7 protein-coding genes are annotated in these 16,579 nt (G+C 43.9%); all 7 read right to left on the bottom strand.

Going from position 1 to position 16,579, the window contains the following annotated elements:
- Positions 1-198: 198 nt before the first annotated feature.
- Positions 199-6,954, bottom strand: a complete 6,756-nt coding sequence (locus L6I86_RS02125; RefSeq protein WP_236284264.1) for an OmpL47-type beta-barrel domain-containing protein — start codon at positions 6,952-6,954, stop codon at positions 199-201.
- Positions 6,955-7,174: 220 nt separating this feature from the next.
- Entirely contained in the window at positions 7,175-8,617 is a 1,443-nt protein-coding gene (locus L6I86_RS02130) for a glycosyl hydrolase family 28 protein (protein ID WP_236284265.1), read from the bottom strand.
- 197 nt (positions 8,618-8,814) lie between these two features.
- Positions 8,815-10,455, bottom strand: coding sequence for an extracellular solute-binding protein (locus tag L6I86_RS02135; RefSeq protein ID WP_236284266.1), 1,641 nt, complete (start codon positions 10,453-10,455; stop codon positions 8,815-8,817).
- Positions 10,456-10,503: 48 nt separating this feature from the next.
- Complete coding sequence (locus L6I86_RS02140) at positions 10,504-12,846, bottom strand: AraC family transcriptional regulator (protein WP_236284267.1); 2,343 nt, start codon at positions 12,844-12,846, stop codon at positions 10,504-10,506.
- A 167-nt stretch (positions 12,847-13,013) separates the two neighbouring features.
- Positions 13,014-14,627, bottom strand: coding sequence for an ABC transporter substrate-binding protein (locus tag L6I86_RS02145; protein ID WP_236284268.1), 1,614 nt, complete (start codon positions 14,625-14,627; stop codon positions 13,014-13,016).
- 51 nt (positions 14,628-14,678) lie between these two features.
- Positions 14,679-15,560: a carbohydrate ABC transporter permease gene (locus L6I86_RS02150; protein ID WP_236284269.1), complete on the bottom strand. Its 882-nt coding sequence runs from the start codon at positions 15,558-15,560 to the stop codon at positions 14,679-14,681.
- A gap of 16 nt (positions 15,561-15,576) precedes the next feature.
- The gene (locus L6I86_RS02155; protein WP_236284270.1) at positions 15,577-16,557 is read right to left on the bottom strand and encodes an ABC transporter permease; all 981 of its coding nucleotides are present in this window, start codon (positions 16,555-16,557) and stop codon (positions 15,577-15,579) included.
- Positions 16,558-16,579: the final 22 nt, after the last annotated feature.

Below are 16,579 nucleotides of genomic sequence, written 5' to 3' on the forward strand. Positions count from 1 at the left end.
CGATCCTTTGGCTATCCATCTGGCAGTATTAAAGCGTGCGACCAAAGCCTGCAAGGATTGGATGCTGGTCGTAGACAACATTGATCCTTAAGGCACCTCCTAAGCTTCTACATGCGTCTGATCTTGCAAAAAATCAGTAACAAAGAGCATTCTATCAGAGGAAGGCGCAAATGCCTTCCTCCGATAGAATAGTTCTATTTAATGAATGCCGGATTGATCATGAGGCACCGTTACGGTTGCCGTTACTACCGTTTTGTTGCCCGCTTTATCGATAGCCGTGTACGTGATGGTATAGATGCTTCCTTTTTCCGCACGCACGCTGAATGAAGTGTCGCCTGTGCCGAAATTGGCCTGAATGTCGCCGCCTCTGCCGCTATCCGGCAGATTGCTCGTGATGGAGGTCAACACCACCGATTCGATCTCTGAACCGTCGTCGCTCGAAAGCAGAGTAGCATTGATAGGTACCATCTTATGATTCGGCGGCCAAATCGACATTTTGCCCAACTGGACAGATAATACAGGGGCTGTCTTATCCACTTTGAACTCAATCGTTTTGAGTTGTTCCACGTTGCCGGATTCATCCGTACTGCGGTAACCCAGCTTATAAGCTCCATCACCAAAGGCAGGAATGGAACCGGTGTAGACGATCCAATCACCGTCATTCACTTGATATTCCGTTTTCACCGTTCCTCCATATACACTGGCGTATACGGATAAGCTAACCGTAACATCCGTCCAGTACCAGCTGTTCTTGCCGTTAGGCGTAGCAGGACTTAACGTTGCGGTGGTGACAGGAGCGACTTTCCAAATATTGCTTACAACGGCGCTGGTTACATTCGAAACATTGCCTACAGCGTCCGTTCCTCTTGCATATACGGTATCATTGTTCTGGACAACAATTAGAGCCGTATAAGCTGTCCACATGCCGCTATCGCCCACTTTGTATTCCTTCACTGCCGCATCTTCCGGATAGGTGATCGTTACTGTAACACCTTGATTGGTCGGAGCTGTGGTATCTACTGCCAAGATTGCGTCAGCCGGCGGTATTCGGTCGATATTGCCAACAGTATATTGTGTGACGTTGGAGACATTGCCGGCAGCATCCTTCCCTCTTGCATACATCGTGCTGTTTTCGGAGATCACAACAGGAGCGCCGTACGCGGTCCAAACCCCGGTTTCGCCTACACTGTACTCCTTCACCGCGACATCGCTCGGATAAGTGACCGTTACGGTCACATCCTGGTTCGTCGGCGGTGTAATGTCAGCGGACAATACGGCCTCCGCAGGCGGCACTCTGTCGATATTGCTTACAGTATAGCTGGTTACATTCGAAACATTGCCTGCAATGTCCTTGCTCCGTGCAGAGACGGTAACATTGTCGGATACGGTCACAGGTGAAGCATACGCTGCCCATGTGCCGTTATCTCCTACTTTGTACTCTTTGAGCGCCACGTTGTCCGGATAGCTGATCGTCAAGGTGACATTGCCGTTGATTGGACCTGTAATGTCAGCTGTCAAGATGGCGTCCGAAGGTGCTGTCATGTAAATGTTGCTGACCGTGTAGCTCGCTACGTCCGAGACATTGCCCGCAGCATCCGTACTTCTTGCATACACTGTTACGTTTTCGGAAACCGTTACAGGACCCGTGTACGCTGTCCATTCGCCGTTATCGCCAACTTTGTACTCTGTCAGCACTACGTCATTCGGATAGTAGATTGTTACAGTAACATCTTTGTTGGTCGGCACTGTAATATCCGCATACAAGCCAGCCAAATCCGGCGCAGTCTTATCGAGGTTTAAGGTGACCGTATGCTGCTGCTCCACATTGTCGGCCCAGTCTACGCTCCAATACACTAACGTATGCGTTCCATAGGTGGTCAATGTAACCGTGTTCCCTGTTTGCTCCGCGCCGCTGTCTACTTTGTAGTAGGTGGCCGCAACACCGGAGTTATCATCTGTGGCATTGAAGCTTACCGTCGTATCCTTGTTCACCGGCCCCTGCGGCGCATCGTCCGTGGTAACCGGAGGCGTCACATCTGCTGCTTTCACTACCCCGTGGAATCTCACTTCATTTATATTTCCAAACCAGGCATTGGGATTGACAATTTTGATGTAACGATATGGGACTTTACTGCTGACCGTCAAGTTTTGCCAGTCCTTTGTAGATACCGCCGCCTTGGTGAGCGTCGTCCAGGTCGTATTATCGTTGGAGCCTTGGATCACTGCACCATTGATTCTTGTGTAATATTGATCTTGTCTGGCAAGCAGCTCTACATTCGTTAGCGCAGCTTGATTGCCCGCTTTAAAGTCAAAGACGATGCTGCTTCCCGATCCGGAGTTGTTGCTTCCTATACGGAAATCGGAACCCGTGCTTGCATTGCCGTCAAATAAAGTATTCACCTGCTGCAAGGTTTGCGCAACACTTCTTCCTGAAGTAGAATCAATTAAATTCGCGATACTGGTGACATTCTTGACGACATCTGACTCATCAACAAGGTAAAGAGAAGTGTTGTCTGTCGTTTGTGGAGCCGGATACCCTGCCGTTCCATCTTGTTTATTGTAAAGAATGGTGAATTTCACCGGGCCAGCCGCTACACCTTGATTCATGCTCGCGGTAGCCGTCCAGTTGATATTGTCTGTCGAAGATACGGTTGCATTTTGGCCTTGAATCGCGACTTTTACATCTTTGATGGGCTCTTTGGCTACAATCGCTAATTTTACCGTGTTGCCGGGCACGATCCTATTCATGATGCTTTGAGCCGAACTGATCGAAGTCGATTCGATTCTGTTCAGAGATTCAACTTTTCCATGGAATCTCACCTCAGCCATATTGCCATACCATGCATTCCCATTGTAAATACGGATATAACGATACGGGACATTCCCGCTGACCGGCAAGGTTTGCCAATTCGGTGTAGATACCGCTGCTGTAGTGAGAGTCGTCCAGGTCGTATTATCGTTGGAGCCTTGGACGACTGCCCCTCGAATTCTGTCATACAAAGTTCTTCCGAGCAATTCTACACTCGAAAGCGTAACTAGATTGCCTTCCTTAAAGTCAAAGGTGATATAGCTTCCGGAGCCGGAGCCGTTCAACCGGAAGTCGGAACCCGTACCTGCATTGTTGTCAAATAAATAATTTACTTGTGTTAATGTATCTGGAGCTGTTCTTCCTGAAGTTGAATCAATCAAATTGGTGATGCCGGTGATATTTTTAATCAAATCCGACTCGTCTACAAGAAACAGTGTTGAGTTATCTGTTGTAGTGTGAATAGGGAATCCGACAGCTCCATCTTGCTGGTTGTAAGTAATGGCGAAATTCACTGTTCCTGTTGCTGCGCCTTGATTCAAAGTCGCCTCTGCGGTCCAGTTGATATTGTCCGTAGAAGCAACCGTCGCAGCCAGGCCTTGAATCGTGACATTAACATTATTGATCGCTTCTTTAGCTGTGAAGGCCAATTTGACCGTGCTGCCTGGTACAATCCTGTTGCTGAGGCTCTGCGTCGAACTGATCGAAGACGAAGCGATCTTGCTCAGGGACTTCACAACTCCATGGAGTCTTACTTCGGCCATATTGCCGTACCACGTATTCGCATTGTAAATTCGGATATAACGGTATCCTTTCGTATCGCTAACCTTCAACATTTGCCAATCCGCGGTAGATGCCGCTGCCTTGGTGAGAGTCGTCCACGTGTTATTATCATTGGAGCCCTGAACCACTGCACCGCTGATCCGAGTAAATAAACCAGAATCTTGTCTTGCAAGCAGTTCTACATTCGAAAGCGTCACTTGATTGCCTTCTTTGAAGTCAAAGGTCATGCAGCTTCCCGCTCCAGAGCCGTCCAACCGGAACTCGGAATTCGTACTAGCATTGTTGTCAAATAGATAATTTGCTTGTTTTAACGTATCTGCCTCGCTAAAACCAACCAAACTGGCGAGGCTGGCTGCATTCGTAATCAAATCTGAATCATCGGCAGCGAACAGCTTGGAACCATCGGTTGTGGCATACAGGGTATCCCCGTTCGTTCCATCCTGCTTCGTATAGTCGACACTAACTTTCACATCGCCGCTTTGATCTTGTCCGGTCAAAATTGTCGTAGCGGTCCAATTGATATTGTCAGTCGTACTGACTGTGGCAACTTGGTCCTGAATTTTAACCTTTACGTTACTGATCGCTTCTTTGGCCGAGATGGATGCTTTGATTGGCTTTCCAAGCGCAACCCTGCCGTTAAGTGCTTGATCCGAACTTAAGGAAATCGATTGAATCTTGTTGCCAATTTCGTAACGCGTTCCATAGACGTCAAAATCCGTCATTTCCATAATGTTACTGACTGTACCATAAAGAACAGCAGGCAGCGGTTGGATCATTTCCAATTTGATATAACGGTATTTCTCATTTTGGTAGGCAGGATCCACATCCAGCGTATGATAAGCTTGGGTATACTGGGTGACTCCCGGCGTTAGACGTGTCCAGTTCAGCTTATCATTCGATCCATATATCGTGGAGTTGGCAAGACGATCTACGAAGATGTTGGACAGGAATCCAAATTTGGTAGCTGACACCTTATAATCTGTACCGAAATCCAACAAATAGTACAAATGCGGCGCTGACCCCTGCGCAAGACCAAACCCAGCGCCGGTTAAATTCGTACCATCGTCCATATTAGAGGCCAATGAACCCCACGAGGACCAAGCTACAACCTTGGACCAACGCATTCCGAAGTCCGTTAAAGGCGTCACTAATGTCAGACCCTCGGTTGCAGCCCTTAGAGCTTGCAATTGCTTATCAAAATCCACTTCGGACGCCGTGTTAATCTGGCTTAATGTGTTGTTATAAACCGCTTGGAAAAGGTTAAGTGTTGCTTCCACATAAACTTGGTTACGATCATAGGAAGAAATAATAGCTTGTACTGCGGAAGCACGGTCGCTGCTTACGATAATCTTTACATTTTTGACCGAAAAAGTCGTGCCGTCAGTAGCCGCTAAGACAACGGAATAGTTTCCAGCCTCTGAAGGCTGCCAAGAAAATGCGCCTGTATGAGCATCAATCGGAAGCCCTTTGGAATTATTCTGAAGCTCATACGTAATCACATCTGTGCTGCTTGCATCCGTGGCAGACAAATCAACATTCACGGACGCTCCTATATAGGTATAGATCTTTAAATCCGTGCTTCCGGCTTTGAATACCGGCGGTGTCAGATTCGTAGCTGCCGCTGCATCAACGGAGTCAACATCGACGGTAACACCAGGCGCTCCTTTTACCGTCATATAGACAATATTTTCAAAAGTCCCAGCTACCGATACATATCTCCACTCCCCTTTCGTATCCGGAAGAGTGAAGGTCGAACCTAGCGCATCCAATGTGGTTACGCCACTCGTTCGAATCTTGAATCCAAAGGGTCCCGAACCGGCAGCGCCTGCAAAACTGAGAGCAGCAATTTTACTTCCTTCTTGCGTTGCATGGAATCGAATAAATCGTGTATCTCCCTCTTGCATAGTGGCTGTATGGTTGTCAAGCTTCGTGTACCGGTCTTCCAGATGCAGGGTTTTACCACTGGTTCCATCCTGAGGAATAAACTTTGCTGCATCAGCCTCCGCCTCCGCTGGCAAATAGAGCCAGAAGTCATTGCCTGCATCCTTGTTCCCCCACATACCGGGAGTTGCTGGTTGTTTTTTGGTGAAGGCTTCATAATAATATGGAGCAAGCTCGGATACATCTTCCTGTTTGACATACGTATAGTAGGAATAAAAATCCCAAAAATTCGCAGTGTCGAACCTTCCCCTGTAACCCGGTGAAAGAAAATTATAAGTGTCTCTTATATATCCACCCATACCAACGTTATCAGGGTCACCGCCTGTAATGGCGTATGCCTGTGGTGTCCATGGCGTGTCATAACCGAGCATGAACTGCCAGAAAAAGTTGGCTGCCCCTAAAAGTCGATGGTTCAGAAACTCCATAATATCTAAGGCATTGTCCGCTGTAGACGGGGTTCCGGTTACTGGATCAATTTTGGTTCCCTGGGCATGGATCAAACGGGTTAAGATAGCCGCGTTGGTTAAGTCTCCACCGCCGTGCGCTTGGTCTCGGCCCATCTCCATATGTTGAACATGAGGTTCTACAGGCGTTCCTTCACCGACTATCGTTCCCGGTTTTTCTTCCTCCGTTACCCACCGGAACAGCGCCTTGATCGATCCGTTGAAGCCTTGGTCATTCGCTGTACGGTTAACAGTAAACCATTCAACAGCCTCGTTGTATCTATCGCGGTTGCCGGTAAAGATATAACCAGATATGGCCCCTATCAAAGGATAATTATGTTGGTTCATAAAATGATTTTGATCATGGAGCAATGTTTCTGTTACCGGAATAATAAGATGATTGGTAAAATCTGCTGTATCTTGTTCTGTCCAAGCCAATGATGCTGTTTGTGTGCTTGAATATCTTAATATCTCCGCAGCCATGACCATTCGGTTAAGCGGTACTCCTGCGTGAATATGCGCATCTCTATAGAACGCATATTTCGCAGGATCCATCTGCTCCCAAATACGGATAATCATCATGGCATTGGCACGATATACTTCGTCACCGGTTATATAATACATCATCGCCTGTGCATATGCCTTTATGCCGTCTGCAATAAACCTACCTTCAATACCCTGACTGTCAAAATTATCGTTAAGTACTGTCACACCGTCTCTACTGTTGCTTGAACCAACTGTTCTTGAAGCTTCTGGAGCCGTGAGCAGCATGTTATTCCAATAGTATGTCCACGGTTGTGCTCCCGTTCTAATCTTCGATCTCAGGTTTTCAAGAAGCTCTTTGGTAAGTCCTACACCGGGATGTGTAAAGCCTTCATCATCGGTTACCTGTGCAATCGTCGGTAAATAATCTGTAAACACCGAAGGAGATTCAGCCTTAACGGTAACTGGCATAGTGGATAAACAAATCTGTGCTATCATGATGATTGCTGATAGAATTGATAATAACTTCCCTTTATTCTTCATTCGCAATCTCCCTCTCATCAGAAATCTGGATGTGTTTCCTTTCAAATATGATAGCGGTTTCACAGGTCGTTATACATCATCCCCTTCTTACGTTTCTACAAGCCGAATATCGATACAGCCCTTATAAGGGAGGGCAGAGCCCTTCCACTCGAAAGTCTGATCATCACTCGACGGTTTATGCTTCATGGCGAAACTGGATGTCATGCGCATGTTCGTTGATGTCAAATTTCCCCTTTTCTGCATCCAAAATCAACTCGCCATTGATACGAAGATTAATGAAGGTGATCCCGCCTACGAATCGTTCTTGATCAAATCCGTATAAGCGATTTTTATTTTCATTTTTTCCATTATAGGACACGTTTCGGAAGGTGACATTTTCAACTCGCTTACCGGGTACAGGATTATATTTCTCGTTCCATACCACCCGAATGTCTACCAACTGGCCCAATTCGAAATCCTCAACGCGGATATCCTCATAACTAACATTGCTTACCGTGTTATTATCGCCGACGTTAATATTCATCGCCCCCCAATAATTAGGTTGAGGTTCATGATGTTCCAGAATATCGATATTGGAGAATTGAATATTCTGAATCAGATCGCCACGCTGATAATCTCCATGCCCCCCAACATTAAGCGCATGGGCTACGTCTGCCCAAAGGACGGAGTCTCTAACGCTGATGAAACCCGCATCTCCTCTGTAGTCCCAACGACTTCCGTAGATGGCAATACAATCATCCGATGTTCGCAGGAACACATCTTCGATTTCGATATGTGAGCTGGCCATCATGTCAATGCCGTCGGACCAGCCACGCGTGCTGAAGGATTTGAAGTTGCGGATCTGGATGTACTCGGACTTGCCAATGTAAATGCTGTAGTGTGGCGGGTCGAGCAGCACGATTCCTTCCACCGTAATATGGTGTGAAAAGGTGATCCGGACACCTCGGAAAGCTGAGAACCGGTGGAAGTCGGATAAATATAGCATCCCTCTCCCGCGAATCGTGACATCGTGTACATGATCGCAAACGAGTGAACCGACAACGATGGCACCACCGGCTATATAAACAGTTTTCCCGGACGGAATGCGAAAGATCGTCTCCTCCAGATAATGCATGCCCGGCCCAAAATAAATCACTTCCGGCTCCACGCCACCAGGCAGCAGCGGGCTGTTCGCCAAACGGTCGATATCCTCCATTCGATGGATAGCAGGCTTCAGGAACAGCACGTTCGGCGCGTCTGGTTCAGGAGGTTCTTTCTCCAGTGGATTCGCAAAGAGATGAAGATTGCTGAACCGATCTCCGTTCACTTCTATCGACAGTTTGCACGGTTCATTCAGACGAAAGGTAACAGCCGCTCCATCCACTTCGAATGGAATTTGCTTCGAGAGCGGTCTAATAACCGCCTGATGCACTAATCCCTTCCGGCTCACGACCCGAACATCCACCGTTCCTTCCATGTCAAAATAAGCCATTGATGCCTGTCTGACATTGTGCATGTCCACCTTCGCTTCATATACGAAGAGCGGCTGCCAGTCCTCTCCAGGAATTCGGACGCTGACTTCAAAATCGTCCTGTCCCACCGCCCCTTCGGGAGCCTGCCAAATCTGTAAGAGGCTCATTATTATACTCCTCCTTGGAATCATGATAAGGAGGAAGACCTTGTGGCCTTCCTCCCCATGTACCTTAAATTTCCGGCGACCACGCCGATATCACTACTATCACAAAACAGTGAGATATTGGATAGTTTAAAAAACTGCAAATTCATCAATATGAAGCTTCTTCACAACTTTAAAAGCCTTCAAAATGTTTAATTTGGCTACTTCCCACCAGCATCCAGATAAGCTTGCATCTGTTTAACGACCTCTTGCCGTATCGTGTCCAAACCTTGGGTACGCCACTTCTTGTTTTGTTCCCTCGCATAATCCTTCCATTCCTTGACCATGCCAGTCATAAGCAAATCGGATGCTTGCAGCATAACGGGTTTGACCTTGGCAATTTCTGTCGCAACGGATGCTGAATTAAAGATAAACCCCGATAACGGCAGCTGATAATAGCTTTCATTGTTTCTAGCCCATTTCAGGTAAGCCAGTGTCTTCGCATCGTTATCCGTAAAAATGCGGGACATGGTTGAATGATTGGTTAGCTCATAGCCCGGAAAGCGGTATTGGGGTGATTCGGCCGTCAACTTATAGCCGTCAACTCCGTCCTTAACCCAATGTTTGCCTTCAATCCCAAGCTCGAACAAGTCGTGATGGTCTTGGCTGCTAAACAGCCAATCCAGAAATTTCATCGTACGATCCGTATTCTTAGATGTGACCGGAATGACCAGGCTATTATTAGCCCAGAACGTAGTTCCAATCGATGCTGGCTGCATATCCCGTTGTGCCTGGCTCCCTAGAAGGAACGGCTCATAATCTGCCTCAGGATTAACCCGTTGCAAATCTTGCCTAAGTCTGGCAATCCCGGATAAGGTCGTGTCTGCCTGTGAAGCAGCTTTGCTTACATCTAGCGCAGATTCTGCTTCTGATGATAGTGGATTTGCATTGTTGTATTTCCGGAATTGAACCCGGGTCCCGAAATGTTCGTAAATGGCATCATGGGAATTAAAAGGAGCTGGAAAGTCGGCAAATTCCGAGTCGGGATCACCGATGGTCGCAGCGCCAATTACTTTCTTTCCATCCTTGGATAACGCCACACTAAATGGGATGCCACCCGTAAACGAATCCGACATCATCGGAGCCAATCGGATATCACTGTGCCCTTTTGCGTCAGGTATTCCCAATCGAAAAATGCCCCTGCTGCCGATCACAGCCGGAATTTTATCGGGAAACTGTTGGAGTACTTTATCAAAATAAGTAGTTAGGTCATTCATCGTCTCGAGCGGTCTCATGCCTAACGACTCCCGAATATCCTTCCGGATTGCAATGGCCGGCGGGTCATAATAGGAATCTAACAATGGAATGGTATAGATGTGGCCATTGATTTTATTGGAATCCATCATTGCCTTGGGGAACGCTTTCTTCAGACCTGGATAATCATCATTGTGAAAATACTTGTCCAACTGTTGATAATAACCCATGCTTACATTATTAAATAAGTGTTTTGTCCAAGGTGCATCGAACATGAGATCGACAGGCTCTCCGGTGGACATTCTTAACATCATTTTTTTTTCATTCTCCAAATAGGGACTAAACTCAAATTGAAGCGTGGTGTTTAGTGTAGCATGCGTCATTTGTTCAAACTTTTGTAGTATCATGTCCATATCGATAGGTCTATCTCCGAACAGCATTACTTTTAATTTGACGGGATCTGGAGTCTCCGCAGTCACTGATTGGTTTCCTGGCGTACTTGACCCACGATTTGGGCTATCCACATTTCCCTGACAAGCCGATAAGAGCAAGTTCAAGCTAAAGACGATAAGTAGCCATGAAACAAGTCTGATTCTTTGATACTTCATGTAACTCCCCCCTGTAATTAGCAGCCTATTCGCAGATTGATTGAGTCTTTACTCCATCAATAAGGTTTCGAGCTTATGTTCCCTACGATAATGGTCAGGCGTCATGCCGACATGCTTTTTGAATAACACATAGAAATAGTTGGTATTCTCAAATCCCACGTTTTCGCCAATCTTCCTTGCAGGGTCATCTGTTTTCACTAATAGCTCCTTGGCTTTCTCCAAGCGGAGTGCTGTGAGATATTCAGAAACAGAATGATTCATTTCCTCTTTGAATAGTCGTCTCATGTAATTGGTGGACAGACCCACGAATTGAGACATCTGATCAACTGAGAGATTATAATCCAAATAGTTTTCTTTCATGTACTCCACCATGGCAGCAACGGTTTTACTATTTTTCGATTTGGATTCCTGATCACGAAGTCTTATGATAATCTGGCATAGATTCATGTACCAAGCTTCCATTTGTTCTAATGTATCCAGGTTCAATAATTCCTGCTGGCAAGTATGAATCTCCAACCGATGATCCGACTGTTCTAAGCTTGACATACTCTTGGCTACGCGGATTGTCATAATCAGCAACTGGATAAGGGAATGAATAATCACATCATAGGTGAACGCCATCATTTCAGCAAAAAATTCAGACGTATATTCCTTAAGGGCTTCCGTATCTCCTGCTTTAAGACTGGTCATGATTTGCTTCTCCAACGCATCGGGATATTCGTACTCTCTGAATTCCGTCCCTATCCGATCATCGAACGACAGGATGCTGTTCGTTCCAAAGATTAAACGGTAAAGAACGGTTTGGTAAGCGCTATCCCTGGATTCACGCAGCTGTTCCATATTATGGGCAACGGGCCCAATCCCTATCGTAACGCTAAATTTCAATAAGCTTCTGATGTTTGTTTGTATGTCGGCAAATAGACTTCTTAACACACTTATATGAGCTTCAGCATCCCCATTGCCAATATTGAATACGAAATCTAAAGAATCGTAGCCATTCTCAATAACTTCCAATTTAAAGGTATTGCTGACAATCTCTTGAGAGATATTCTGAATGGCAAATTTGAATAGAGATAAATCAACCATATCATATTTTAGCGAGATATCATGGAACCCGTCGATCTTGAGCACACAAACCACAAAATTATCCCCTGCCGAACCGATCTGCAACTTCTCCATCGCTACCTTGACTTCCTGATTATTATTCACGGTGCCATTAAGAACTGATCTAAGAAGACTTTGCCTGCGCACAGGTACCGATTGATTGAAGTCAGTTTGCAAGGTCTCAACTTTATCTTCCAATAACGAGAAAGACTTGTTTATCAAATCATATTCGTTCAAGCTAACCTTTTCTTTCGTCTCTGTTGTAGTTTTTATCCTAATGAGAAGATGAGAGATCGGGAAATATATGATTCTTGTAAAGAAGACCGATGTAATCGTTATCAAGAGAATACAAACTAAAGTTAACGCAAGTATGAAATTCTGCAGCGTATGAACTTTCCCCAACAGCTCATTTTTTTCCGAGAATACAACGAAATTCCAACCTAGATTATCAGACTTCACATATGAAATGCGAAATGATTTTCCTTGGATCGCTTCATCCATCTCTCCTCGCATACTGTTAGAACGAACAATCGTGGAAAGGATTTCTTGGGTTGACACATCATCATACGACCACCCCCTGGGTTCAGAAATAATATGACCTTGATAGTTGATGATCATCATTTTGTTCGGTCTTTCATCGTTTCCTTTCAAAATTAAAGATTGAAGCACCTTTTGATCCAAGTTCAAAACCATGCTGTTTTGTTCCTTGCTTGAATTAATCCTTGTATATACGATTGAAATATAGTCCTGTTTGGCAATCTTATTCGAGTCCGATGAAAAGGAAAGGGTCGCCGTTCGTGGAATAAACAATCCGTTCCTCGTCATATCCCCTTCTTTCAGAAAATCCGTCATGCCTTTATCAAAAAAATCATCAATCGTGCTAAATGCCTTGGCCGAATTGAAAACAATGCCAGCATGATAATTGTATACATAGATCGAAGACACTAATGGATTGGTGTTTTTAAATCCTCCCAATTGGCTGTTGATGTCGTAGATATCATTGGTACTAAATGATGTCCCATTCAACGCTTTTGAGATATATTCATTATTCAGATACAGCTGAGAATAATAGTTGTAGGTAAAAGTAAGTAAAATATCCGCCGTATTATAGGTTTGATTCATCATTCTTGATGAGGTTTCCACAATGTCCTCTGTCATATTGGACGAAACCCTTTTAAGCACTACATAGGAAAAGCAGCTAATAAATAAGAATCCAATCAACACATACGAAAGTATGATTTTAAACAACATATTTTTTTTTCGAAAAACAGTCATAACATTCTTCATGCTCACGCCACCCAACAGATGAATAGATTTGTAATGTTATTATATCCTTAAAAAACACCTTAGTGGAGTGAGATCGCTGTTTGAATATCAACAAACTGTTTGAATTCTGTTAAATAGCAATGAAAAATGCCTGCACAGACCTCAGTCTGCACAGGCATTGCCTTGATTTACTTCTTTTGAGCGAGGAAGGTATTGATTTGATTTTTCAATTCTTCCTTAATTTTATCTACACCAGAAGCCTTCAAATCCACATTCATCTTCGACAAGTGTTCATTAACTTCGCCGAAGCCGGACAATAGAAACGGTAGATACTTCTGTATCACAGTGTTACATTTAGCAATCTCATTTTTCACAGGCTCTTGATCAAATGTAAATCCTGCCAAAACATTTTTCTTGTACGATTCCGGCTTGAATTGATAATCATAATATTTTTGGAGTTGATCAGGCAATCCGGCAGGGATTCTGTTTAATGTCGGATTCCATGTCAATTGATAACCAGGGAACATGTAATTTTTCGCTGGATCGACAGCATCCGGAAGCTTCCATTGATTCGTACCTACGGACTGCCAGTTTGTACCTTCAATCCCGTACGTAAACAAATCATTGTTCTCTTGTTTGGAGAAAATCCAATCCAGGAATTCCATCGTTCTGTCAATTTTTTTGGAAGTAGCAGGTATTGCAAGGAAATTCCACGCTTTGCCATCTGTCGATTGCTTTCCAGGTGCCAATTCTTGATTGTTTTTAAAGATTGGCCAGAAACCAAGTTCTGCATTTGATACTTTCGCCTTAATTCCAGCTTCCGTACCCTTGAAATTACTCAATGTTACGAATCCAGCAGCGTTTTGCTTTCCTGTTCCAGTTGTAGCCGTCAGTGTATCTGCCGGGATAAATTTGTTAAACCTTTTCGCTTGATTAAACTGGTTCATCAGATAATCCAGACCATATTTGGGATTAATTTTAGCCCATTCGGATGCCGGATCTCCATAAGCCGCTATACCCGCTACAGATTTTCCATCTTCTGCGATTTGGGTATAAATATAATTCGCTTTAGGATTACCACCGCCAGTAAATGGGAATACCTTTCCTTCCAACTGTTGAGCATTGATATCGGTAAATAATTTAAAGAAAGCCATATTTCCATAATTCGCAAAGGGTACCATATCTTTTTCGTTTTGGCTTACTTTATCAAGGTAGTTATATAAATCATCATAACTGCTGATTTCCTTCATGCCATACTTCGTTAACAAATCCTTTCTGTAATATACACCTTCCATATCCATAAACGCATTTGTAATTGGAATGACAAAGGTTTTGCCAAAGATCTTGTTGTCGTTGATATATTCAGGTGAGAATGCCTTTTGAAGTCCTGGATATTGAGGATTGTTAAAGTATTTGCTCAAATCTGCCAATGCGCCGTCTTTCGCGTTTTTGTCCTTATCCCATGGGACAAAGAGGTCGAAATCTTCTGCCGCTGTCAGCCATAATTGTTGCTTTGTGCCATAGTCCGCAGGCGGTGTCCATGTCAGATTCAACGTCGTATTCAATGTATCCTTCGTACGTTTCTCAAACTCTTTAATGACGGGATCGACAGCGCGATAATGCGAGTTTTCAGCCCCGAACAGACGAACATTCAGCGTAACCGGATCTTTACTTTTTACTGGTGCAGCACTTCCGGCAGTCGACGCGCTTTCAGTCGGCTTACTATCTTCCTTGCTGCATCCAACGATTGAAGCAGCAAGGAGTGTTACAGCAAGCGGCACTACATAAAACTTTTTTTTCATCTTTTTTCCTCCCTAATGATCATATATCTATACTAAACCGCTATAGCGGGTCTAGCCCTTAACTGCGCCAACCACTAATCCTTTAACAAAGTACTTTTGTAGAAAAGGATAAATGAAAATGATTGGACCTACAGTGACTACGGCAGTGGCCATTTTTGCCGTATTGGTTGGTACGACATAATTAAGCGAAACGCCAGGCAATTCATTCACTTGATTCGCAAAGTCCACTTCTCTCAATACCTTCATGATCAGATATTGCAGAGAGTACAGTTCTTTATCGTTAATGAAAAGAGTGGCTGTAAACCATTCGTTCCAGAAACCGAGCCCATAAAACAATCCGATCGTTGCCAGTGCCGGCTTAGATAGCGGAAGGATGATTTTAAATAAAATATAGATGTCATTAGCTCCATCCATTTTGGCGGACTCAGCCAGTGAGTCAGGGATTTGTTTGAAGAAATTCCTTAACAGAAACATATTAAATGGGTTAACCAGCACCGGCAGGATATACACTAAAATATTGTCTGTTAGGTTTAAATACTTTGTTATTAGTAAATAAGTTGGTATTAAACCTCCGTTGAACAACATCGTAAAATACACGAAAAAAGCAATCTTGTTCCTGTGAGTAAAGGTTTTTACAGAAAGGGCATAGGCCATAGCACTCGTAAGGATAAGACAGAGCACCGTACCCACAACGGTGAAAATGATGGTTGTCTTGTAAGCATTAAAAATGGCATTATCCTGAAATATGACCTTGTAGGCAAATAAAGATATTTCTTTTGGAATTAGAACGAAGCCGGTCATCTGTACCGCTTTTTCGTCTGATATGGAGCTTGATAGAATGAGAATAAAAGGTAAAATACAAAATAAAGAAAATATTGTCATAAACAGATAAGAAACAATATCTATGCCTTTCCCCTCAAGGCGTTTAATCATCTTTAACAATCCCTTCCTAGAAAATGGCAGAATCCTGATCATATTTCTTTGCGAGCCAATTCGTTATAAATACAATGACTAAGCCGACAAACGATTGATAGAGTCCAATCGCGGTGGACATGCTGATATCATTCATCTGCCTAAGCATTCTGAATACATAAGTGTCAATAACATCGGTCGTGTCATATAAGTTCGGGTTATCGCCTACAATGGCATAAATCATCCCTAAATCTCCATGGAATATTCCACCTATGCCGAATAAGGTCAAGAGAACCGCTGTTGTTCTGAGCTGCGGCAGCGTAATCTTGGTTATACACTGCAGGCGGCTGGCTCCATCCATTTTGGCAGCTTCATAAATTTCCTGGTCAATACCCGCTATAGCCGCCAAATATACGACCGATCCGAAACCTGCTCCTTTCCAAATTTTCAATATGATCAGTATCCCCGTCCATAATGTCGGATTGGAATAAAAATTGATGGCTTGCCCTTCCTTCAAATAACCAACTGCTTTTAAAAATGTATTCACTAATCCTACATCCGTAGATAGCAGAGCAAAGACAAACATGGAAACCAATGTCCACGATATAAAATTAGGCAGAATGACAATAGATTGTGTCACTTTCTTGAAATACTTGGAGCTGATTTCAGATAGAACAATGGCAATAAAGATGGAAAAAAACAAACCAGTTACCAGAAATAAAACATTTAGATACACCGTGTTCCAGGTAACTGTCAGCCAATCTTTTGAAGTGAAGAAATACTCGAAATTTTTCAACCCAACAAATTTACTTTTAAAAATTCCTTTTACTACGTTGAAATTTTGAAAAGCTACAATGATGCCAACCATCGGCAGGTACTTAAAGATGATAAAATACAGAATTCCTGGAAGAACCAATAAGTAGAGATAAAAATTTTGCTTAATGTCTGATAAAAAGGTTTTTTTATTCTTTTTTAATACTTTGCTATTCAATTTGGCGTTACTCAAAGCTGTGTCCATGATAGTCCTCCTTATGGCTGAT

The sequence above is a fragment of the Paenibacillus allorhizoplanae genome, assembly GCF_927798215.1.
Lineage (GTDB): Bacteria > Bacillota > Bacilli > Paenibacillales > NBRC-103111 > Paenibacillus_E > Paenibacillus_E allorhizoplanae.